16 protein-coding genes and 1 other RNA gene are annotated in these 22,352 nt (G+C 63.0%); 14 read left to right on the forward strand and 3 right to left on the reverse strand.

Features of this window, described 5'->3' with window-relative positions; all coding sequences use genetic code 11:
* Positions 1–54 precede the first annotated feature (54 nt).
* From SR908_RS14595 to SR908_RS14605, 3 genes are read left to right on the forward strand one after another with little or no spacing between them, the layout of a single operon-like run.
* Positions 55–1,044, forward strand: coding sequence for a Bug family tripartite tricarboxylate transporter substrate binding protein (locus tag SR908_RS14595; RefSeq protein ID WP_246921390.1), 990 nt, complete (start codon positions 55–57; stop codon positions 1,042–1,044).
* Positions 1,041–1,496 carry a tripartite tricarboxylate transporter TctB family protein gene (locus SR908_RS14600; RefSeq protein ID WP_246921388.1) on the forward strand — a complete coding sequence of 152 codons (456 nt, stop codon included), beginning with the start codon at positions 1,041–1,043 and terminating at the stop codon, positions 1,494–1,496. The genes SR908_RS14595 and SR908_RS14600 overlap by 4 nt, the downstream gene beginning before the upstream one ends.
* Positions 1,496–3,010, forward strand: coding sequence for a tripartite tricarboxylate transporter permease (locus SR908_RS14605; RefSeq protein WP_246921386.1), 1,515 nt, complete (start codon positions 1,496–1,498; stop codon positions 3,008–3,010). The genes SR908_RS14600 and SR908_RS14605 overlap by 1 nt, the downstream gene beginning before the upstream one ends.
* Positions 3,011–3,095: 85 nt before the next feature.
* On the opposite strand, the gene SR908_RS14610 is transcribed toward SR908_RS14605, so the two are convergent.
* A complete protein-coding gene (locus SR908_RS14610) occupies positions 3,096–5,117 on the reverse strand; it encodes a hypothetical protein (RefSeq protein WP_246921385.1) in 2,022 nt (673 codons plus the stop codon).
* 33 nt (positions 5,118–5,150) lie between these two features.
* A complete protein-coding gene (locus SR908_RS14615; RefSeq protein ID WP_246921383.1) occupies positions 5,151–6,374 on the reverse strand; it encodes an ATP-grasp domain-containing protein in 1,224 nt (407 codons plus the stop codon).
* A gap of 225 nt (positions 6,375–6,599) precedes the next feature.
* Here SR908_RS14615 and ffs point away from each other — a divergent pair.
* From ffs to SR908_RS14650, 7 genes are all read left to right on the forward strand, one after another.
* Positions 6,600–6,696, forward strand: an RNA gene (ffs, locus tag SR908_RS14620) — signal recognition particle sRNA small type.
* A gap of 170 nt (positions 6,697–6,866) precedes the next feature.
* Positions 6,867–8,810 (forward strand): DNA polymerase III subunit gamma/tau, encoded by a 1,944-nt coding sequence (gene dnaX, locus SR908_RS14625; RefSeq protein WP_246921381.1) that lies wholly within the window; start codon positions 6,867–6,869, stop codon positions 8,808–8,810.
* Between the two features lie 39 nt (positions 8,811–8,849).
* Positions 8,850–9,176, forward strand: coding sequence for a YbaB/EbfC family nucleoid-associated protein (locus SR908_RS14630; RefSeq protein ID WP_040243846.1), 327 nt, complete (start codon positions 8,850–8,852; stop codon positions 9,174–9,176).
* A 3-nt stretch (positions 9,177–9,179) separates the two neighbouring features.
* Positions 9,180–9,791, forward strand: a complete 612-nt coding sequence (gene recR, locus SR908_RS14635) for a recombination mediator RecR (protein WP_040243845.1) — start codon at positions 9,180–9,182, stop codon at positions 9,789–9,791.
* A 28-nt stretch (positions 9,792–9,819) separates the two neighbouring features.
* Positions 9,820–10,947, forward strand: a complete 1,128-nt coding sequence (gene rnd, locus SR908_RS14640) for a ribonuclease D (protein ID WP_246921379.1) — start codon at positions 9,820–9,822, stop codon at positions 10,945–10,947.
* Positions 10,948–10,959: 12 nt separating this feature from the next.
* The gene (locus SR908_RS14645; protein ID WP_246921376.1) at positions 10,960–11,250 is read left to right on the forward strand and encodes a YcgL domain-containing protein; all 291 of its coding nucleotides are present in this window, start codon (positions 10,960–10,962) and stop codon (positions 11,248–11,250) included.
* Between the two features lie 5 nt (positions 11,251–11,255).
* Positions 11,256–11,702, forward strand: coding sequence for a YcgN family cysteine cluster protein (locus tag SR908_RS14650; protein ID WP_097023146.1), 447 nt, complete (start codon positions 11,256–11,258; stop codon positions 11,700–11,702).
* 69 nt (positions 11,703–11,771) lie between these two features.
* Here SR908_RS14650 and SR908_RS14655 read toward each other — a convergent pair whose 3' ends face one another.
* Positions 11,772–13,883, reverse strand: a complete 2,112-nt coding sequence (locus SR908_RS14655) for a S9 family peptidase (protein WP_246921373.1) — start codon at positions 13,881–13,883, stop codon at positions 11,772–11,774.
* A gap of 48 nt (positions 13,884–13,931) precedes the next feature.
* Here SR908_RS14655 and SR908_RS14660 point away from each other — a divergent pair, with 48 nt between their 5' ends.
* From SR908_RS14660 to hrpA, 4 genes are all read left to right on the forward strand, one after another.
* A complete protein-coding gene (locus SR908_RS14660; RefSeq protein WP_246921371.1) occupies positions 13,932–14,387 on the forward strand; it encodes a hypothetical protein in 456 nt (151 codons plus the stop codon).
* A gap of 38 nt (positions 14,388–14,425) precedes the next feature.
* Entirely contained in the window at positions 14,426–16,243 is a 1,818-nt protein-coding gene (locus SR908_RS14665; RefSeq protein ID WP_246921369.1) for a VWA domain-containing protein, read from the forward strand.
* Positions 16,244–16,575: 332 nt separating this feature from the next.
* On the forward strand, positions 16,576–18,267 hold the full coding sequence (locus SR908_RS14670) for an AMP-binding protein (RefSeq protein ID WP_281504812.1): 1,692 nt from the start codon (positions 16,576–16,578) through the stop codon (positions 18,265–18,267).
* Between the two features lie 82 nt (positions 18,268–18,349).
* On the forward strand, positions 18,350–22,342 hold the full coding sequence (gene hrpA, locus SR908_RS14675; protein ID WP_246921367.1) for an ATP-dependent RNA helicase HrpA: 3,993 nt from the start codon (positions 18,350–18,352) through the stop codon (positions 22,340–22,342).
* The last annotated feature ends 10 nt before the right edge of the window (positions 22,343–22,352 follow it).

The following is a 22,352-nucleotide window of genomic DNA, read 5'->3' on the forward strand; positions in this document are numbered from 1 at the left end:
AAGTGTCAGGTTGCCCGCAACCCATTTCAATCTCGTGCAAGGGAGATAACAACAATGGCTTTAAAGACGCCACTCAAACTCGTCATGGCCGCTGCGCTGACACTGGGCGCCAGTTCCGCCATGGCTTTCGAGCCGGAAGGTAAGGTCGAGTGCATCGCACCCTCCGATCCCGGCGGCGGCTGGGACTTCACATGCCGTAGCGTGGGTAATGTGATGGAAGAGCTCGACCTGGTGCCGGGTAGCGTGCAGACCCTCAACATGGCTGGCGCTGGCGGCGGTGTCGCTTACGCGCACACGGTCAGCAAGCGTGCCGGCGACGACCAGTTGCTGGTTGCGGCGTCCACGGCGACCACTACACGGTTGGCGCAAGGGCAGTTTCAGGGCCTGGATGCCGACATGGTTAATTGGGTCGGTGCGCTGGGTGCCGACTACGGCGTCATCGCTGTCTCCAAGGATTCGCCCTACCAGAACCTCAACGAGCTGATGGATGCCCTCCAGGAAGACCCGCGCTCGGTGAAGTTCGCCGGTGGTAGCGCCAAGGGTGGCTGGGATCACCTCAAGGTGTTGATCGCGGCGCAGGCGGCGGATGTCGATAATCTGCCCCGGATTCCGTATCTGTCCTACAACAATGGTGGCGAGGCCATGACCCAGGTGGTCGGCGGTCATGTCGATGCCTTCACGGGCGACATCACCGAAGCCCAGGGCTTCATGGAATCCGGTGATTTGCGCGTGTTGGCCGTGCTCTCCGACGAACGCCTGCCCGGTGAATTCAGTGATATTCCCACTGCCAAGGAGCAGGGCATCGACGCCGTGGGGCCCAACTGGCGCGGGTTCTACATGCCGGCGGATGTTTCCGACGAGGCCAAGCAGTACTGGATCGATGCCGTCGATGAGCTCTACGCCAGCGACGAATGGAAGAAGGTCATGAAGAGCAATGGCCTAATGCCGTTCCACGTCAGCGGTGCCGAGTTCGAGGAATTCGTCCATCAGCAGATTAAGGACATCCAGTCGCTCTCCAAGGAAATCGGGCTGATCAAGCAATGACCCAACGCAACGACCGTATTTGCGGTGTGCTGCTGCTCGTCCTGGCCGTCGCGTACGGCTGGGGCGCCACGCAGTTTCCGGAACCGTTCGGTGGGGCCGAGTCGGTCGGCCCCGATACCTTTCCCAAGGTGCTCGCGGTAGTGCTGGCACTGTCCAGTCTCTATCTGATCGTCAAGCCGGATCCGGACAACGCCTGGCCCACGGGCCGTATCGTGCTGGAACTGGTCATCGCCGTGGCCGTGCTGGTCGCCTATACATTGCTGCTCCAGCCGCTCGGCTTCATTCTCGCGACGCTGCTGGCGGTGGGCACGTTGTGCTGGCGCATGGGCGCTCCCCCTATGCGTGCCTATGTTACCGGCGCGATCGCCGGCGTGGTGGTCTATCTGTTGTTCACCTATGCCCTCAATCTGGCCTTGCCATTGGGTGTGCTTAGCGTCCTGGAGGGAAGCTGATGGAAACCCTGGGCTATCTGATCGACGGGTTCGGCGTCGCCTTGGCGCCGCACAACCTGATGTTCGCCTTGATCGGGGCCTTCCTGGGGACCCTGATCGGGGCCTTGCCGGGGCTGGGGCCCGCCAACGGCGTCGCCATCTTGATTCCGCTGGCCTTCACGCTGGGCCTGCCGCCGGAAACCGCGCTGATCATGCTGACGTCGGTCTATGCCGGTGCCATGTACGGGGGGCGTATCTCTTCGATACTGCTCAACATCCCCGGCGACGAACCGGCCATGATGACCTGTCTTGACGGCTATCCGATGGCCCAGAAGGGCAAGGCCGCCGAGGCATTGGCGATCTCGGCGATCGCTTCTTTCATGGGCAGTCTCATCGCCACGATCGGGCTCATCCTGCTGGCGCCACTGTTGGCCAAGTTCGCGTTGACCTTCGGCCCGGCCGAGTATTTCGCGCTATTCGTGCTGGCCTTCGCCACCCTGGGTGGCATCACCGGCAAGAACCCGATCAAGACGGTGTTGGCCGCGGCCCTGGGCTTGATGATCGCCACGGTAGGCATCGATTCGACCGGCACGCAGCGCTACACCTTCGGCGTACTGGAACTCTATGAAGGGATTGACTTCATCATCGCCATCGTCGGCCTGTTCGCGATTTCCGAGCTGCTTTTCTTCATCGAGAGTCGCGCCGGTGATGGCAAGGGGCCGATGAAGGTCAACAAGCTCACGCTGTCCTTCAAGGAAGTTCGCGAGATCATGCCGTCCAGTATCCGTGGCGGTGTCCTCGGCTTCATCGCGGGTGTCCTGCCGGGCGCGGGCGCCTCGCTGGGCAGCTTCATCGGTTATACCCTCGAAAAGAAGGTAGTGGGCAAGAAAGGCTACTTTGGTGAAGGTGACCCGCGTGGTGTTGCCGGCCCCGAGGCCGGTAACAACGGGGCCTCGAGTGGTGCGCTGGTGCCCATGCTGACGCTTGGTGTGCCGGGCAGCGGCACGACCGCTGTGCTGCTGGCGCTGTTGATCTCGATGAACATCACCCCCGGGCCGCTGATGTTCACCCAGAACGCCGATATCGTCTGGGGTGTGATCGCGGCGCTGTTGATCGGCAACTTCCTGTTGCTGCTGCTCAACATCCCGCTGGTGGGGATCTTCGTCAGGTTGCTCTCGGTACCGCCCAAGTACCTGCTGCCGATCGTCACTATGGTGGCCTTCGTGGGCATCTACTCGATCAGCAACTCCGCGTTCGATCTGTACTTCATGGTGGCTTTCGGCGTGTTCGGCTACTTCCTGCGCAAGCTGGAAATTCCCATGGTGCCGATCATACTCGGGTTGTTGCTGGGCCCGGAGATGGAGAAGAACCTGCGACATGCCTTGGACATCGCCGATGGCGACTGGACCGTGCTATGGAGCAGTGGCCTGGCAATCGGCCTGTGGGTCGTGGCCTTCGTCGGCCTGGTGTTGCCGTATATCGTCGGCCCGATTCTGCGTCGGCGGATGAATGCTGCGCGGCAAAGCGCCGAGTAAGTAGTACCCTGCTCGCATGACACGCGAGCACGATGTCAGCCGCCCCGGATGGTTCTACCTTCCGGGGCGGTTGTCGTTGGAGGAATCAAGACGGCGATGAAAGGGCTTGCAGTTCCGCGGCGGGGACGCGATCGCCTCCCCAACTGCGGTGCACATAGCCGATCACACGATCGAGCTCGGCCTGGGGGATAGTAGCCAGTTCGCCGTGTTCCAGTGGATCGTAATGGAAGATGTAAAGCCGCGAGGCGAACTGTTCGAAAGGCAGCGAGGCTTCGCCGAAGCGTTCGCCGCAACCGGCGGTGCTGACTTTGACGTCGTCGCCCCAGTCTTGGCCGCTGTCGTTGTTAGGGTTGAAGAAGTAGGCGCGCATTACGTCCTGAGGGTCCAGGTTGACGCGTAGCAGGGTGATGGCGTGCCAGCCGATAAAGCGTGCCGCGCTGTCGGTCACCGCGATGCCGGCGGGCTGCGGATGGATCAACGGTTGATTGCCGTTGTAATACGGATGGTAGCTGGCATAGAAGTGACGCAGAAAAACGTCGAGTTCATGGAGTTGGCCGGTTTCCACGTCGACGTTGATGTGAAAGCCGCGGCCGGCCCACCAGCCATGGAATTCCGGATTGACCCAGCGATGGGGGTCTCCCTCGCGGCCGATGCAGCGCCGGCCCATCTCGGCATAGATACGGTCGAGATGCGGGACCACGATCAGTGATAGCGGGTCCAGATCCAGCGGCAGGGCCGTGGCCACGCCGGACAGGCTGGCCATCGACGACAGCGGCATACCTTCGAAATGCATGATGATCTCGTCGTCGCGGGCTGCCCAGGCGACCATCTGCAGCAGATAGTCGGGGTCGTTATAGGCCCACATCGACAGCGCACGCGCCGATTGGCAGGTCGGGTTGTTGCCCTGGCCGACGCCCAGCGGCAGGCCGAGCATGCACAGTACCCCCTCCAGCAGGCGGGCGCGTGGTGGCACGGCATCGCCATAGGCCATGCGAATGCGCTCCTGCGACCAGGCCGAGATCGGCAGGCCGATCTGGCGCCATAGGGCGGGCGCGACCGGTTGCTGATAGAGAATGCCGCGCTCGAGCATTAGCGCTAGCCCGTACACCGCCTGGGGCGTTGCGGGAAAGACACTTTCCTCGATGAGCGCCTGGACCAATTGGCGGTAGCAGAGTAGGCAGTCGCGTCCGGTGGCCGACAGTCCCAACGCCTCGGCCAGCAGATGATCGCCCTGGTCGAGTAGATGGCGCAGCAACACGGCATGGTAGGCCGAGACCAGCCCGGTATCGTGCATGGCGCGAGCGAAGCCGGTGGCTTCGTATTGGAGTGCGCCGCTGTCCATCGCCTGCAAGCGCTCGAGATAGACCTCGACACCGGGGTCCTCACGAGATGCCTGGGTCGCCCCGAACAGGCTGCTGACCAGACGGTCGGCGCCTTGGCCGCTGGCGCCCAAGTCGATGTCGGGATCGGCCTGACAGATTGCGATCTGAGTGATCATGCGTTTGATCGCATCGACCTGAATGGGGCGCTGTTGAAGGATGCGCCAGATCTCGTCGATCAGCTGGTCGATCACATGTTCGTAGCCGATAGTCTCGGCCAGATGCACGAACAGGCTGCGAGTCAGCTGTGCCAGGCGGCCCTGGGTCTCGCGTTCGGCCTCGCTGGGTGCGCTGAACAGGAGATCGAGATTGATCGCCAGTACCTGGGTGAGATAGTGGTGCGCCTGCTCGGCGGAGATCAACGTATGCGCGTAGCGCCCCATGGCCACTGCCAGTAAGCGCAATTCGCTGAGCGCCTCGAGCACCACGGTGTCGCTCTCGGGGCTCTTAAGCGAATGCACGGTCAGCGACGGCACCAGGATCTGCGGCTGGGCCCAGTCGGAGCCGTCGAAGATGCCGGCGGCTTCGATCGATTGGGTCCGCCTCTCGATAGCGGCGCAGCCGCCGGGTTGCAGCATCACCTTGCGGGCGCCGTCAAAGACCCGACGCAGTTTGCCGGGCTTGGCGAAATCGCGCGCATTGGCGAGGATCTCGACCGCTTCGTCGAGTTTCGCCAGCGCGGCGTCCAGCTTGGCGTTATCCGGTGTTTGTTCGTCGTGGCTCGTCACAAGGGCTCCTTTTGCCCAGGAGTACAGGCGCGATTATACATAGAAGTCGAGATCTTCCTGGTGCTTGAGCAGATCGCGCATGGTGTGCGGATCGTCGCCAAAGAAGTACAAAAGCCCCCAGTGCGTGCCGAAGGCCGTCCGCTTGGTGACGGTTTCCTCGAGCGGCGAGGTCAATTCATGAGACTCGAAGTAGGGGTGGTCCTCGGTTTCCTCGGGCATCTCCAGGCGGCTTACCACACGGCGGCGCGGATAGACGCCGAAACAGCCGGCGACGCCCTTGGCATCGACCACTTCACGGGGGAAGAAGTCGGTGATCTCCTGCTCGGTGGTCTTGGGGTCGAAGGACAGGATCAGGCCCTGATAGGCATTGAAGCCGTAGGCCCGCTCGAGCAACTCGAAGACCTTGAAGCCGGGCGGGCGGTAGGCAACCTCGCCGAAGTACATTTCGCCGTCGCTGGTGACGAAGTATTCCGGATGCACGAAGCCGAAATCGATGTCGAAGGTCTTGATCAGCTTCTCGATCTGGCGGGTGATCGACTCGCGGTATCTCTCGAGTTCTGGCGTCGCCGGGACGAACACCGAATACCCCAGGGTCACGTATTCGGAGATGTTGAGAAAGCGGATCTTGCCGTTGTGGATCCACGCCTCGACGGCGAATTCCCAGCCATCGAGGTGCGATTCCATCAGCACCGGGAATTCTTCCTCGGGGATGGTATCGACCTCGTCCGGCGTGCGGATCACGCGGTGGCCGAGGCAGCCCGCCTTGTCGAAGGCCTTGAGGTGAATCGGATCGTTGGGATCGCCGTCTAGCTTGAGCAGGGTCTGGTTGACGCGCTTGAGGAAGCGGATGACGTCTTCCTTGTCGTGGGCTTCCTCGAAGATGCCCACACGGATGCCGCCCAACTGCGCGCGCCGCTTCATCAGCGCCTTGTCGCGCAATAGCAATGCCTGGCCATAGAGGCGTGGGTTGTCGAGCAATACCGAGTTGATTGCCCCGGCCCACTCCACGGTTTCCTCGTACAGCGGAATGGCGACGTCGACGCCCATCTCTTGAAGCGTCTCGGCGATTTCCATCGAGCGGTCGTTGAGGCGCTCGAAGTTCCAGGGCACGTAGGGAATATCGTGCTCCTTGCAGTACTCCTCGGCCCAATCGGGGGCCACGACGACATAGCGTCGATCGAAGTTCTCGGCGGCTTCGACGGCATTCAGGCTCCAGCCCAGTAGCGCGATATGTCCCTTGTCGGGGGATTTTTCCATGCTCATGCTCCTTGAGTGCGGGAAAGGGCCGTGTCTTTCTAGCCTAGCCTATAATGCATAGCAGGCGTTGAACTGTTTGATGCCTTGCCGACCGGCGAACGCGCTGTTATAGTGCAGCGGCGTTCGAGGCAAGTCATTGAAAGCGCCTGGCGTTTTCCTCATCTTCGAACGTTTCGGTGGCGACCCGTACAAAGCGCTCGTCAACCGGATGCACTGTGGTGGCCCCGTCGGTCCTCCCGCAACGCTAAACCGCGAACCCCGCCAGGCCCGGAAGGGAGCAACGGTAGTGGTGGCTGCGTGTGCCGGGATGTGGCTGGCGGGGCCGCCTCCATTTCGTCCCCCGTATTTCTGTTCGGCCCCGATGTCGACTCGCCCCTCGTCGAAGTTCCCGCTACCCGCTAGAATGGACGCTTTAACGATACTCCCCTCTGTGTCGAGTGCTTAGTGCTGCCAGGTGGGAATCGGCCCGATCTGCAAGGACATCCCGACGGTATGAGTTACCAGGTTCTGGCCCGCAAATGGCGCCCCCGCACGTTTCACGAACTGGTCGGCCAGGAGCATGTTTCGCGTGCGCTGGTCAACGCGCTCGACCAAGGGCGTCTGCATCATGCCTATCTGTTTACCGGCACGCGCGGGGTCGGCAAGACGACGCTGGCGCGGATTCTCGCCAAGTGCCTGAACTGCCGGCAGGGCGTGACCTCAGTGCCGTGCGGTGAATGCGAGACGTGTCGTGAGATCGACGAGGGTCGCTTCGTCGACTTGATCGAAGTCGACGCCGCTTCGCGTACAAAGGTCGAAGATACCCGCGAGCTGCTCGATAACGTGCAGTACGCGCCGACCCAAGGCCGCTACAAGGTGTACCTCATCGACGAGGTGCACATGCTTTCTACGCACAGCTTCAATGCGCTGCTCAAGACGCTCGAGGAGCCGCCGCCCCACGTCAAGTTTTTGCTGGCGACCACCGACCCGCAGAAGCTTCCGGTCACGGTACTCTCGCGCTGCCTACAGCTCACGCTCAAGAACATGCCGCCGGAGCGCGTGGTCGGGCATCTGACACGTATTCTCGAGGCCGAGTCGGTGGCCTTCGACGAGCAGGCGCTGTGGCTGCTGGGCAAGGCCGCCGAGGGCTCGATGCGCGATGCCTTGAGTCTGACCGATCAGGCCATTGCTTTCGGGCAGGGCGAGGTGCGTCATGCCGATGTCGCGGCCATGCTGGGTACACTCGACCATCGTCACTTGTTGGCATTGGCCGAGGCGCTGGCCGAGGTCGATGCCGCGCGGGTGTTGCAGGAAGTCGCCAGCTTGGCTGAGCAAGGACCGGATTTCGGCGCCATCCTGGACGATCTGGCCGGCGTCTTCCACCGCCTGACCATCGCCCAGATGGTGCCGGATGCACTGGATAATGGACACGGCGATCGAGATACGTTGTTGCCGCTGGCCGCGCGCTTCACGGCCGAAGATGTACAGCTTTATTATCAGATCGCCTTGCAGGGGCGGGGCGACATGGACAGCGCACCGGACCCGCGTACCGCGCTGGAGATGACGCTGCTGCGCATGCTGGCGTTCCGGCCCCAGGGTGTACCCAAGCCGCCGCAGACGCCGTTACCGATTCGCAGTGCGGCGGAAGGCGATACGCCCGCCGCCACGCCGTCGAGCTCTCCCGCGACTGAGTCCGAACCCAGCAAGCCGGCGCCTGCCGCCGCGCCTTCGCCTAGCGAGTCTTCGCGCCCCGAAACCCAGGCGCCCGTAGCGGATGATGGCAGTGAAGATGTAGCGCACGCGTTACCTGAAACCGAATCGCCTGAGACCGAGGTGGCTGAAGTCGAGGCGACCTCGGCAGTGGAAGAGATGCCGCCTCCCGTGGCTGATGCGCCGCCCTGGGCGCTCGACGAGGCCCCGGCGCCTGCCGCCTCCGAGCCACCTGCGGCCGCGCCGGAGCCCCCGGCGATGGATGTCGCTGCAGAGCCGGTTGAGCCTGATCCCGAGCCTACGACGCTGGCCCCCGTCGCCGCCATGCCCGATGCGGGCGCTTTCGACCACGCGCGTTGGCTGGCGAGTTTCGAATCGCTGGCGCTGGGTGGGCTGACGCGCAACCTGGCGGCGCACTGCATCGTCGAGCACGACGATGGCGAAACGCTGGCGCTGCGGCTGGATCCTTCGCAGGGAGCGATGCTGGCCGATGTGCATGTCGAGCGTCTCACCAAGGCCTTGGCCGATCAGGGCATCGAGCGGCGCTTGAATGTCACGGTCGAGGCCCTGCCCGAGGACTTGGACACGCCGCGCTCGCAAAGCGAACGGCTGGCGCGAGAGCGTCATGCCCAAGCGGTTGAAGCGTTGCGCCGCGACCCGCATATTCAGATGCTAGAACACGATTTCGGCGCCCACTTGCTGGAACGCAGTGTGACGCCGACCGACGGCGCCGCTTCCGGTGCGTAGCGCCGTCGCTGACTTTTCGAACCCCGTGAGGATACGACCATGATGAAGGGCGGAATGGGCAACATGATGAAACAGGCCCAGGAAATGCAGGAAAAGATGCAGAAGGTCCAGGAGGAAATCGCCGAGACCGAAGTCACGGGCGAGGCCGGGGCCGGCATGATCAAGGTCACCATGAACGGTCGTCACGACGTGAGTAGCGTGAATATCGACCCCTCGGTGATGGAAGAAGACAAGGAATTGCTCGAGGACTTGCTGGCCGCCGCCGTCAACGACGCGGTGCGCAAGGTCGAGACGACATCCAAGGAGCGTATGGAAGAAGTCACCGCGGGGATGAACCTGCCGGCGGACTTCAAGATGCCGTTCTAAGCGATGGCGTTTTCTCCCCTCGTCGATCAACTGCTGGAGACGCTGCGCGTGTTGCCGGGCGTGGGCCCGAAGACCGCGCAGCGTATGGCTCTGCATCTGCTGGAGCGAGACCGCGATGGCGGCCGTCGGCTTGTCGCCTCATTGGGCGAGGCACTGGAGCAGGTAGGCTATTGTCAGCGTTGCCGCACGCTGACAGAGACGCCGCTATGCACCATTTGCGAGGATGCACGGCGCGATGAAGGGTTGCTGTGCGTGGTCGAATCGCCGGCTGACATGCTGGCGATCGAGCAGGCCGGCGGCTATCGCGGCCACTATTTCGTGCTCCACGGCCATTTGTCGCCACTGGATGGCATCGGCCCCGAAGACATTGGGCTCGATCAGCTCGATGAACGGCTCGCGAACGGCGCCATCGAGGAATTGATTCTGGCCACCAACCCCACCGTGGAAGGCGAAGCCACCGCGCACTACATCGCTGAGCAATTGCGTGGCACTGGCGTGCGTCTGTCACGCCTGGCGTACGGTGTGCCCATGGGCGGCGAGCTGGAATACGTGGATGGCGGGACACTGAGTCGCGCTTTCAATGGCCGTCTGCCGTTCGCGCAAGAATCAAGCTGACCCTCATTATCGTCAACAAGGATACGGGATGCCCCCGAGTTTCGAGATTCGCTGGGTGGAAACGCCCACCGCGCTGGCCGAGGCGTGCGAGACGCTGGCCGACGCCGATTGGCTAGCGGTGGACACAGAATTTCACCGCGAGTCGACGTTCTTTCCCATCGCGGCCTTGGTGCAGCTCTATGCCGGCGGCGATGAGGCCTTCCTGATCGATCCGCAAGTCGTGGCGGCCGATAGCGCTCTGCAGGCGCTGCTAGGCCCGCATGGGCCGCTCAAGTTGCTGCATGCCAGCGGCGAAGACCTGGAGGTGTTGGAGAGCTGGGCGGATGTTGCCGTCGCGCCGATCGTCGATACGCAGGTGGCGCAGAGCCTGCTGAGCACCCAGGCGTCGCTAGGCTATCAACGGCTGGTCGAGCAGTGGACCGGCGATGTGTTGCCCAAGGAGGAAACGCGCTCGGATTGGCTGCAGCGTCCGTTGTCCGAATCACAGCTACGATACGCTGCGCTGGACGTGGTCTATCTGCCGCTTGTCTGGCAGGCGCAGCGCGACACGTTGGTGCAGCAGGGGCGCCTGGCCTGGCTGGAAGAGGAGTGCGCGCGGTTGTGCGAGGCTAATCGTCGTAACCGCGATGCCGATGAACAGTGGTATCGTCGTCATCGCCAGCTGTGGCGGCTCGAACCGCGTCAGCTGGCGCTTTATCAGGCGCTCACGCGTTGGCGAGAAGGCGAGGTGCGACGCCGCGATCTGCCACGGGGCTGGCTGGCGAGCGACAAGGTCCTGTTCGCGATCGCTGTGGAGATGCCGCACAACCGCCATCAGCTCTCGACTATCGAAGGCGTCAGGCCCAAGCTGATCAAGCATGACGGTGATGCTTTGCTGGCGATGGTGCAGGCGGCCGTGCACCTCGATGACGAGGCACTGCCGGCACCGCTGCCGCCACCGCATTCATCGGCGTTCAAGACGCGGCTCAAGGCGCTCAAGACCGTCGTCAACCGCGAGGCCGAACGCTTGGACATCGCCCCCGAGGTGCTGGCCAACCGCCGCGATCTTGAAGCCCTGGTGATGGCGGATCTGGACGGTGTGCCGCTGTCGCTGCCCCAGGGCTGGCGTGGCACCTTGCTTGCCGAGGCGTTCACCCAGGCACTGGCCGATCACTGAGAGGCGAAGACGATGTCCAAACGACTCTGTGAAATCTTCAAGAGCCCGCGACGCGATGAGATGTATCTGTATGTGGATCGCGTGCGAGGGCTGGCGGATGTGCCGGAGGCGCTGCTCGAGCGTTTCGGCACGCCGGTGTCGGTAGCCGTGCTGATGCTCAGTGACGACAAGTCGCTGGCGCGGGCCAAGGCGAGCGACGTGCTGGCCGCCATCGCGTCGCAAGGCTTCTACCTGCAGATGCCGCCGGCGCGAGAGGACTACCTGTTGGATTTATACAAGGCGCCTACCGAGGCACGGTACTGACGACCATGCGTGAACGTTTCTGGGAACGCTATACCCTCGATGAGCTCGACGATGAAGAGTGGGAAGCCCTCTGCGACGGTTGCGGCTTGTGCTGCCTGCTCAAGCTCGAAGACGACGAGAGCGGCGATATCGCCACGCTCAACGTCGCCTGCCAGCTGCTGGATATCGATTCCTGCCGTTGCAGTGATTACGAGAACCGCTTCGAGCACGTGCCGGGATGTACCAAGCTGACCCGCGACAACCTGGCGACGTTTAGCTGGCTGCCGCCGTCGTGTGCCTATCGTCGGTTGGCCGAGGGGCGCAAGCTCGCGGCCTGGCATCCGCTGATTGCGGGCGATGCACGGCGGATGCATCGCAAGCAGAAGAGCGTGCGTCACTTCGCGGTGAGCGAGTGCGAGGTGGCCGACGAGGCGCTCGAGGATCACATCATCGACATCATTCCCTGCCAATGACGTTTTCGACGGCGTGGCGCGGAGACTGATATGAAGGCCCCGATACGGGGCCTTCATCGTTATGGGGCGTCAGCCCGGGGGATCAGCGGGCGTCTCGTTATCGGCCAAGCCCAGTGCCCACAGCAGGAAGGCATCCTGACGGGCGTTATCGTGCCAGGCCTTGAAGCGTCCCGAGGCGCCGCCATGTCCGGCCGCCATGTCAGTGCGCAGGAGGATGGGGCGGCCACCCGCCGGGCGGCGCTGGTCGGCGGGGAGCTGGGCGGCGAGCTCGGTCAAACGGGCATACAGCTTGGCCGGCTCCCAATAGGGAACGCGTGAGTCGTGCCAGCTGCCTTGCAGGAACAGCGTGGGGTAGGGTTGCGCGACGAGGTTATCGAGGGGGGAATAGTCGCGAATGCGGCGTTTCGCTTCCGGTTCATTGGGGTTGCCCCATTCGCTGTATTCCGCGGTCGTCAACGGCAGGTCGGGATTCTCCATGGTGCGCAGCACATCGACGAATGGCACGTCGAGTACGGCGGCACAGAACGCATCCGGCTCGAGATTGAGGCTGGCGCCTACCAGCAGCCCACCGGCGCTGGCGCCATAGGCGGCGATGCGCTTGCTATCCGCGATGCCGTGTTCGACCAGGGCATGACGCGCGGCGAGAAAGTCGCGGAAGCTGTTTTCCTTGTGTTCCAGCTTGCCGGCGAGATACCAGGGTTCGCCCCGATCGCCGCCGCCGCGCACATGGGCGACGGCGAACGCTACGCCTCGCGACAGTAATTCGAGCCGTGCCACGGAAAACCACGGATCGAGCACTTCCCCGTAGGCGCCATAGCCATAGAGCAACGTCGGCAGGGGGCCTTGCTCGATAAGATCGCCCCGCACCACGACAGACACCGGAATGCGTTCGCCGTCGTGTGCCTCGGCCCACAGGCGGCGGCACACCAGTTGCTCGGGGGCAAGATCCCCGTGCACGGGCTGGGCCTTGAGCAGGCGGCGCGCATCGGTATCGAGATCGTGCTCGATCCAGCGCGGCGGCAGCGTGAACGATTCTTCGTGTAGACGCAGGCGGCGGGTGTCGAAGTCGGGTGTATCGCCCAGTATCAGGCTGCAAGGTGCTTCGGGCAGCGGCAGACGGCGCTTGATCAGTGTCGCCGTGTCGAGTGTAACCACGCTGAGATGCACCTGGGCTTCGCGATGGTCGCGCTCGGTGATGACGAGTCCCCAGGCAAAGGCATCGACGCCTTCCAGCGTCAGGTGCTCCTGGTGGTCGAGCAGTGGTGTCCAGTCGCCTGGCGTGGACTCGGCCGCGATATCGAGCCGGAAGTGCGGTGCGTCCTGGTTATGCAGGATGTAAAAGTGACCGGGGCGATGCTCGATGCCGTATTCGACGCCTTTGACGCGTTCGCGTACGCAGCGGGGCGGCGTATCGGGCGTTGCCGCCGGAATCAGGTGGCACTCCGACGTGTCTTTGGAGGCGCTTTCCAGTAACAGCCAGGCGCGTGAACGGGTCTTGCCTACCCCCACCCAGAACTCGCTATCCGCTTCACGGAACAGGCATGCGCTTTCCCCGTTAACGATATCCAGCCGCCAGATACTGTCCGGGCGCTGCGTGTCGTCGTAACGCGTGAACAGCAAGCTGCGGTTGTCTTCGGCGCAACATAGCTCGGGGCCGATGTCGGTCAGCAGGCACCGGGGGGCGCCGTCGGGCAGGACACGCAGGAAGAGATCGAAATTCTCGTCGCCGTTGGTGTCTTCGGTCCATGCCAGCCAGCTTTCATCGGGGGAGATGGCCATGTCGGCGACTTCCATGAAGTCGTGATGCTGGGCGCGGGCCTGGACATCGAGCACGCATTCACGCTGAGATGCGTCGTGGTTGGGGTGACGCCACCATATCGGATAGTCGGCGTCGTGGGCGGTCTCGCTCCAATAAGTATGGTGATCGAGCGGCGTGCGCAGGCCGTCGACGGCCAATTCGCGACGCGCCAAGTGACCGGCGTAGAGCGTCTCGACGAGCGGCTCGAGGGGCTCGAAACAGGCCGTGGACTCTTCGTTGGCCTGCTCGAGGAAGCCCTTCACCTCGGGATCGTCGCGATTCTCCAGCCAATGCCAGTGAGGATCGTCCTTGCGTTTGAAGCGTGCGACCGGCGAGAGTTGGGTCGCGTCGTGAAGCGCAGGGATGTGCGGCTGTGCTTTCATGTGCAGCGGTGTACCATGTCGAAGAAAGGTCGAACGCGAGAGGACGCGATGCTGATTTCCGATTCCTTGCCACAGTTGTGGCTGAGTTACTTTGTATTATCGCTGCTGGTGCTGGTCACCGGCTACCTCGGGGTGCGCTTTTTACCGAAGCTACCGCGTTGGGTCGTGACCGGTGCGGTCGCGGGGATGTTATGGGCGGTGGCGCCGTTTACCTCGCCCTTGTTGGAAGACGGTGAACATTATTCCGGCCTCGCGCCGGCCATCGTCGTCGCTGCGGTGGGCGTCTTGCAGGGCGATGGAGGCCAGATTGCCGTGGCCACGCCGCTGTTGTTAGTCGGCATGGCGATAGGCGGCGTGCTGGGGGCGCTGATGTGGATATGGCGCCAGCGTCGCAATAGCGGTGATGATAACGACGCACCACGTGGTGGTGGCAAGCAGCGTAAGTCGCCTAACGGAAATGCGGGGAACGACGACGCTCGGCGTCGCGAGCCGGTGCTCAACTGACATTCTCTGATATCTGCATTACAAAAGAAGGAAGGGGCATGCGAGCGCTTTTCGCGTTGCTGTTGTTGTGCGTTGGCGGGGGGCTCTCGCCCCTCGTTTGGGCACAGGACTCTGCCGTATCCCAGACGCCGGATGTGCGCATGATTTTCGACGTCTCGGGGAGCATGAAAGCCAACGATCCCGGCAACCTGAGGGCCTCGGCCCTGCAATTGGCGGCGACCTTGTTGCCCTCGCAGTCGCGTGGTTCGGTGTGGACGTTCGGCTCAAAGGTGCGCAACCCCTTGCCCGACGGCAAGGTCGACGCCCAATGGCGGCGGCGTGCTCGCTCGCTGGCCCCGCAACTGGTCGACTATCAGCAATTCACGGATATCGAAGGGGTATTGCGTGATGCCACCGACGCTTCGGGAGGCAAACGCCATGTGGTGCTGTTGACCGATGGCATGGTCGATCTGCCGGGGAGTGGCGAGGAAAAGCGCACCCGCGATACGGCGTCGCGCGAGACATTGCTGACCTCGCTGGCGCCTGAGCTTGCCTCGCGCGATGTGGTGGTGCATACCATCGCACTATCGCATAACGTGGATCGCGAGCTGCTCGAGCGAATATCCCAGACCACAGGGGGCTTGGCGGCGGTGGCCGAAACGCCCGCAGCGTTGCTACGGGCGTTTCTCGATGTGCTAGAGCGTATCGTGCCCAGCGATCAGTTGCCGCTTGAAAAGGGCAGCTTCGACGTCGATGACGAGGTCGAGGGCTTCAATGCGCTGCTGTTTCACGACGAGGACGCGCCCGAGATTACCCTGGTGGGCCCCGACGGGGAGCGTTACACGCGTGATGATCATCCCGATGACATGTTCTGGCAGAGCAACCCACGTTATGACCTGATTCGTGTGCCCGAGCCGCAGGAGGGCGAGTGGCATATCGAAGGGCCAGTGGGACGCGATAGCCGTGTGAGCATCGAGTCGCCGCTGCAATTGCGCAGTGACACGCTGCCGCCAACCTTGTATCTGGGCTTCGACGTGCCGCTCGATGCCTGGCTAGCCCGTGAAGGCGAAATTCTCGAGGGGGATACGTTGCCGGACGACGTGCGTCTTCGGGGGGAATTGCGCGGGCTCGATGACGAAACGTTGGCCTCGACGTCCTTGAAGGCCGGCGACGATGGGCATTTCACGGGGACGCTGTCGGCACCCGAGGAGGCAGGCAATGCCCGCTTGGTGCTCAACGCCGATAGCGGCTCATGGCAGCGCGAGCGCGTGCAGGGCGTCAATGTCGTCACCCCCGTAACCGCGACGCTTAACGACGATGCCACGCAGGTTACGCTGGAAGCGCAGCATCCGCGTTTGAACGTCGACAACACGCAGATCTCGGTGAATCTGTTGGGCGAAACGCTCGACGTGGTGCCTGATGGCGAGCGGACATGGCAGGTCGCGCTGCCGGAGATCGATCCCGAGCAATCGGTGCCGCTGGATCTCGATGTGTCGGTGACGCTTGATGAGCGCACCTGGTCCATCGCCTTGCCCGCGCTACGACTCAATCCCGAGGCCCGTATCGGTGTCTCCGGGGCCGATGTCGATGGCGATGGACCGCGGGCCGAAGCGTTGCCGGACGACGATAATGCCGCTACCCAAGCGGAGGAAAGTGGCGCGCGCGAAGAGGGCAACTTGACCGCCCTGGCCGGCGCGCTATGGGGCAAGGCCGGCGACGAGTGGCAGGCGCTGCGACCGCATGTCGAACCCTACGCCAAGCGTCCCACGACGTGGGCGGTGTTCGCCGCGCTGTTATTGGCGTTGGTGCTCTTGTGGAGGCTGCGTCAGCGCTCCAGACGGCGCCGCCATCGACGCCGGCGCGAACCGCAGGTATAGGTCACCGTCAGCAGATCCCAGAGCCCCGGCAGGATTGCCGGGGCTTTTTTGTCTCCCGAGCCTCGTGAAGATGTGTCGGCGGCCGATATTGAACGTTAGTTTCAATCGTCTGTTTTAATTCATGCTGACCTGTTATAACGGAAACGACACCGTCCATGATGTTGTCCGATGGATGTCGAACAATGTTTCATCACGCACGTCGAACTGGCTGGTGTAGTGGCTGGTGTCGCGCTATCTTGCGGAAAGCCTGTGTTTTTTCAGCATGATCCAGGCTTGAGATTCAATAATAAATGTCGGCGCCATTAAGTCGATTCGGTCAGCGGAGATATAAGATGAGCCACGCCACCTCGCCGGTCGTTTCCGGTCCGCCTCTCGAAGGAATGGAGAATTTCGCCTCGGTCAACGAGGTGTTCGCCCATACCTGCGGACGTTTCGCCGACAAGCCGGCATTCACCTGTATGGGGCAAACGCTGAGCTATGCGGAGCTCGAACGCCTCTCGCGGGATTTCGCTGGCTGGCTCAGCGAGGAAACCGATCTCGTGCCAGGGGACCGCATCGCCATCCAGTTGCCCAATGTGCTGCAATTTCCCGTGGCGATCTTCGGCGCCATACGCGCCGGGCTGGTGGTGGTCAATACCAATCCGCTGTATACCGAGCGCGAGATGGCGCATCAATTTCAGGATGCCGACGTCAAGGCGATCCTGATTCTCGCCAACATGGCCGACAAGCTCGAGCGAATACTGCCGCGCACGGCGATTCGTCATGTGTTGGTGACCGAGCTCGGCGACATGCATGACTTTCCCAAGCGCACGTTGATCAATGCCGTGGTCAAGCACGTCAAGAAGATGGTGCCGCGCTACACATTGCCGGAGGCGACACGTTTTCGCGACGCCCTGACGCGTGGGCGAGGGCAGTCGAGTGAGGCAGCCATATGTCAGGCCGATGACGTGGCCGTGTTGCAGTACACCGGCGGTACCACCGGCGTGGCCAAGGGCAGCATGCTCACGCATCGCAACCTGATCGCCAACATGCTGCAAACGCGCCAGATGATCGCCGGACTGATCGAGGAAGGGCGCGAGACGATCATCGCGCCCTTGCCCGTCTATCATATCTACACCTTCACGGTGAATTGCCTGTTCACCATGGTCACCGGCAATCACACTGTGCTGATTCCCAATCCGCGTGATATCGATGGCTTCATCAAGACGTTGCGTAAGACCGATTACACCGGTTTCGTGGGGCTCAATACGTTGTTCAACGCGCTGTGTCAGCGCGAGGACTTTAGAGCCCTGGATTTCTCGCGTCTCAAGCTGACCATTTCCGGTGGTATGGCGCTGACCAAGGCCGCCGCGAAACGTTGGGAAGAGGTCACGGGCTGCGCGATCCTGGAAGGTTATGGCATGACCGAGACCTCGCCCATCGTATGCGTCAATCCGCCGGACGGTATTCAACTGGGCACCATCGGCAAGCCGGTGCCCGGGACCTCGATCAAGGTGGTCGGCCCCGAAGGCGAAGAAGTTGCGCGGGGCGAGCCCGGCGAGTTGTGTGTCCAGGGGCCGCAGGTGATGAAGGGCTATTGGAATCGTCCCGAGGATACTGCCAAGACGCTGGACGCCGAGGGCTGGATTCGCACCGGTGATATCGCCGTGATTCAGGACGACGATTACGTGCGCATCGTCGACCGCAAGAAGGACATGATCATTGTCTCCGGCTTCAACGTCTATCCCAACGAGGTCGAAGACGTGGTCGCCACGCACGAGGATGTGATCGAGGTCGCTGCCATCGGGGTGTCCGACGAGGCCACCGGCGAGGCGATCAAGCTCTTCGTGGTGAGCCGCAACGAGGCGCTGGATGCCGACACGTTGCGCGCCTGGTGCAAGCAGGAGCTCTCTGCCTACAAGGTGCCCAAGCTCATCGAGTTTCGCGATGAGCTGCCCAAGACCAACGTCGGCAAGGTGCTGCGCCGCGAGCTCCGCGACGACCAGGGCGACAAAGAATCGGTGCCGGGTGATGGGGCGACATAGGCGCGAGGTCGGCCTTGGCGTTACAATTGACGGCTCGCCTTCCCGTGGAGGCGAGCCGTTTTGCTGATTTCATGAGGCGCCCTTGAGCACGACACCGACGAGCGATTCCCACGATCAATTGGCGCAACTGCGCGCGCAACTCGACGACTGCCTGCTGCGTGATGCTCACGATCAAGGGAGGCGTCTCGACAAGCTGGCAGGACGCGCGCGCGGCGGCAAGCCCATCGACCGTTCGCTGCGCGAGATCGAGACGCGTCTGGCGCGCTCGCGCGAGGCCTTGGCGGCGCGGCGTGCCCAGCCGCTGACGCTGAATTATCCCGAGCATCTGCCCGTGGCCGAGCGGCGCGACGATCTGCTGGCAGCGCTCGACGAGCACCAGATCGTCGTGGTGGCCGGTGAAACCGGCTCGGGCAAGACGACCCAGTTACCCAAGCTGTGCCTCGAGCTGGGACTGGGACGGCGTGGCCTGATCGGCCATACGCAGCCACGGCGTCTGGCGGCGCGAACCGTCGCCACGCGCCTCGCCGAAGAACTGGAAGTACCGCTGGGGTCGCAGGTCGGCTACCAGGTGCGTTTCACCGACCAGACCGATGAGCGCACTCTCGTCAAGCTGATGACCGACGGCATCCTGCTCGCCGAGACGCAGAACGACCCGGACCTGATGCGCTACGAAGCGATCATCATCGACGAGGCCCACGAGCGCAGCCTCAACATCGACTTCCTGCTCGGTTATCTCAAGCGTCTGACCGAACGACGCCCGGATCTCAAGATCATCATTACGTCGGCGACCATTGACGTTGAACGCTTCAGCCAGCACTTCGGGCGTGAAGGAAAACCGGCGCCGGTGGTCGAGGTGTCGGGGCGCACCTACCCGGTGGATGTGTTCTATCGGCCGCTGGTCCGTGATGCCGACGACGAGGAAGACCGCTCCTTGCAGGAAGGGATTCTGCATGCGGTGGAAGAGATCGAGGCCATCGAGCGCGAACGACGCTGGTTCAGCGGCCCGCGTGACGTGCTGATCTTTCTGCCCGGCGAGCGGGAAATCCGCGAGACGGCGGATACCTTGCGGCGTGCCGATCTCCGGGGCACCGAGATCCTGCCGCTCTATGCGCGACTTTCCAATGCCGAGCAGAATCGCGTGTTCCAGTCGCACACCGGGCGTCGCATCGTGCTGGCCACCAACGTCGCTGAAACCTCGCTGACCGTGCCGGGCATCCGCTATGTCATCGATCCTGGCCTGGTGCGCATGAGCCGTTACAGCTACCGCGCCAAGGTCCAGCGCCTGCCCATCGAGCCGGTCAGTCAGGCCAGTGCCGATCAGCGCAAGGGGCGCTGCGGGCGTATCAGCGAGGGCGTGTGTATTCGCCTCTACAGTGAGGAAGATTTCCTGGCGCGGCCGACTTACACCGAACCCGAGATCCAGCGCACCAATCTGGCCTCGGTGATCTTGTCGATGCTGGCGCTCAAGCTCGGCGATATCGAGGCGTTCCCCTTCGTCGACGTGCCGGATTCGCGCTTCGTCAAGGACGGTTATCGTCTGCTCTATGAGCTGGGGGCCGTGGGGGCCGTGGGGGCCGACAATCGCTTGAGCGAGCTGGGGCGGCGTCTGGCACGCTTGCCCATCGACCCACGCCTGGCACGCATGGTGCTGGCCGGCGCCGAGCAGGGCAGCCTGCGCGAAACATTGATCGTGGTCAGCGCGTTGGCCGCCCAAGACCCGCGTGACCGTCCCGCCGACAAGCGCCAGGCCGCCGACCAGCAACATCGCCAATGGCAGGATTCTGAGTCCGACTTCATGGCCTGGCTGAATCTCTGGCATGGCGTCGAACATGCGCGCGAGACCTTGTCCGGCAACCAGCTACGACGTTGGTGCCGTGACAATTATCTGAGTTATCTGCGACTACGCGAGTGGCACGATACCTTCCGCCAGCTCAAGCAACTGACCCGCGACATGGGGCTCGAGTCCTCCAGTGCGGTGCTGCCGCCCAAGGAAGACGCCCCTGCGACGGCGCATCCTCGTGTCGACAGTGAACGCCTGCACAAGGCGTTGCTCTCGGGGTTGCTCTCGCATCTGGGGACGCTGCAGGAAAATCGCGAGTATCTGGGTGCGCGCAATCGCAAGTTCATGATTCATCCCGGCTCGGGGCTGGCCAAGAAGACGCCCAAGTGGGTCATGGCCGGCGAGCTGGTGGAAACCTCGCGACTCTATGCGCGTGACGTGGCGCGCATACAGCCGGCCTGGGTAGAGCCCATGGCCGAGCATCTGATCAAGCGCAGCCATAGCGAGCCGCATTGGGAAATGAAGCGCGGTCAGGTCGTCGCCTTCGAGCAGGTCACGCTGTTCGGCCTGCCCATCGTCACTGGGCGGCGCGTCGACTATGCCAAGGTGGCGCCGGCAGAGGCGCGCGAAATATTCATCCGCCGCGCCCTGGTGGAAGGCGAGTATCGCAGCCAGGCCGATTTCTTCCAGCATAATCGCGCCTTGATCGACGACGTCGAGGAACTCGAGGACCGCGCCCGCAAGCGCGATATTCTGGTCGACGAGGAGACGCTGTTCGCTTTCTACGATGCGCGCTTGCCGGCGGATGTCGCGGGTGCCCGTAGCTTCGAGCGCTGGCGCAAGAAAGCCGAGCGCGAGGCGCCCGATGTGCTCAAGCTCGATCGCGACACGCTGATGGCGCGCGACGCCGAGGAGATCACGCAGGAAGCCTATCCCGATGTGTTGGTACACAATGGCGTGCGTTACCCGCTCAGCTATCATTTTGCACCCAGGCAACCCGACGACGGTGTGACCTTGACGGTGCCGGCGGCGATGCTGTCGCAACTGCCCGAAGGACGCCTCGAATGGCTGGTGCCGGGGCTCTTGCGCGAGAAGTGTATCGCGCTGCTCAAGACGCTGCCCAAGGCGATTCGCCGCCAGGTGGTGCCGATTCCCGACTGGGTGGATGCCGCCCTGGCAACGCTGGTGCCCGATGAGCGCCCGCTGACCGAGGCGCTGGGCGAGTTCCTGCGTCGACGCACCGGCGTGCGCTTGGGGCCCGATGACTGGCATACCGAGGCCCTCGAGGCGCATCTGGTCATGAATCTGCGCGTGGTCGATCATGACGGCAAGGTGCTTGGTGAAGGGCGTGACTTGGGCGTCCTCAAGCAGCGTTTCGATGAGGCGGCAAGTCAAGGCGCGAAGGCCCTGGCGGCGAGTGGGCCGACGGCTGAGGCGCTGGACGAGTTGCCGGCACAGGCGATCCCCGAATCGCGTTCCACACAACAGGCGGGGATTCGCGTCGAGGCCTATCCGGCATTGGTCGATCAGGGCGAGAGTCTGGCTATTGAATCCTTCGATCATCCAGACAAGGCACACGCGGTGCATCGTCATGGGGTCAAGCGCGCAGCGATGCTGCGCCTGCCCGAGCAGGTGCGCTATCTTGCCCGCGAGCTCAAGGGCGTTGACCGCTGTGCGTTGCTGTTCGCCAAGGTGGGGAGTAAGCAACAACTCGTCGACGACCTGATCGAGGCGGTCTTCCTGCAAGTTGTCGCCGTGGATCCGTTGCCGCGTGATCGCCAGGCCCTGGAGGCGCGCATCGAGGTAACGCGGGGCGAACTCGTCGCGCATGCCGAATCCCTGGTTGCGACTCTCCAGAAAGCCCTGGAAGGGCATCTGGAAGTGACCAAGGCGCTCAAGGGCAACCTCAATTTGTCCTTGGCCTTGGTCTACAGTGATTTGAAAGCCCAGATGGGACGTCTGGTGTATCCCGGCTTTATCAGCGACGCCGAGGCCTGGCTCGAGCAGTATCCGCGCTACATGCAAGCAGCGCTGATCCGGCTCGAAAAGGCGCCGCGTGAACGCAACCGTGACCAGGCCGCGATGCAGCAGGTGCATGAATTCGAGGAGCGCCTGCATGCGCGCCTCGAGGCCGATCGGCGCGAGGGACGTCGTGACCCACGTTTCATCGAGTTCGGCTGGTGGATCGAGGAGTTGCGGGTGTCGTTGTTCGCCCAGCAGCTCGGCACCTTGGCGCCGGTCTCGGACAAGCGCCTCGAACGTCGCTGGGCGGAACTGACGGGACGTCAGCAGTGACACCGCGCCC

This window comes from Chromohalobacter canadensis (assembly GCF_034479555.1).
Lineage (GTDB): Bacteria > Pseudomonadota > Gammaproteobacteria > Pseudomonadales > Halomonadaceae > Chromohalobacter > Chromohalobacter canadensis.

What these genes read in the sequence shown, in the direction of transcription:
- SR908_RS14645 (WP_246921376.1), top strand. Translation starts at nt 10,960, where the DNA reads ATGTCCAAACGACTCTGTGAAATCTTCAAGAGCCCGCGACGCGATGAG.
- SR908_RS14660 (WP_246921371.1), top strand. Translation starts at nt 13,932, where the DNA reads ATGCTGATTTCCGATTCCTTGCCACAGTTGTGGCTGAGTTACTTTGTA.
- dnaX (WP_246921381.1), top strand. Translation starts at nt 6,867, where the DNA reads ATGAGTTACCAGGTTCTGGCCCGCAAATGGCGCCCCCGCACGTTTCAC.
- SR908_RS14670 (WP_281504812.1), top strand. Translation starts at nt 16,576, where the DNA reads ATGAGCCACGCCACCTCGCCGGTCGTTTCCGGTCCGCCTCTCGAAGGA.
- SR908_RS14665 (WP_246921369.1), top strand. Translation starts at nt 14,426, where the DNA reads ATGCGAGCGCTTTTCGCGTTGCTGTTGTTGTGCGTTGGCGGGGGGCTC.
- SR908_RS14600 (WP_246921388.1), top strand. Translation starts at nt 1,041, where the DNA reads ATGACCCAACGCAACGACCGTATTTGCGGTGTGCTGCTGCTCGTCCTG.
- SR908_RS14655 (WP_246921373.1), bottom strand. Translation starts at nt 13,883, where the DNA reads ATGAAAGCACAGCCGCACATCCCTGCGCTTCACGACGCGACCCAACTC.
- rnd (WP_246921379.1), top strand. Translation starts at nt 9,820, where the DNA reads ATGCCCCCGAGTTTCGAGATTCGCTGGGTGGAAACGCCCACCGCGCTG.
- SR908_RS14595 (WP_246921390.1), top strand. Translation starts at nt 55, where the DNA reads ATGGCTTTAAAGACGCCACTCAAACTCGTCATGGCCGCTGCGCTGACA.
- SR908_RS14615 (WP_246921383.1), bottom strand. Translation starts at nt 6,374, where the DNA reads ATGGAAAAATCCCCCGACAAGGGACATATCGCGCTACTGGGCTGGAGC.
- recR (WP_040243845.1), top strand. Translation starts at nt 9,180, where the DNA reads ATGGCGTTTTCTCCCCTCGTCGATCAACTGCTGGAGACGCTGCGCGTG.
- SR908_RS14630 (WP_040243846.1), top strand. Translation starts at nt 8,850, where the DNA reads ATGATGAAGGGCGGAATGGGCAACATGATGAAACAGGCCCAGGAAATG.
- SR908_RS14605 (WP_246921386.1), top strand. Translation starts at nt 1,496, where the DNA reads ATGGAAACCCTGGGCTATCTGATCGACGGGTTCGGCGTCGCCTTGGCG.
- SR908_RS14650 (WP_097023146.1), top strand. Translation starts at nt 11,256, where the DNA reads ATGCGTGAACGTTTCTGGGAACGCTATACCCTCGATGAGCTCGACGAT.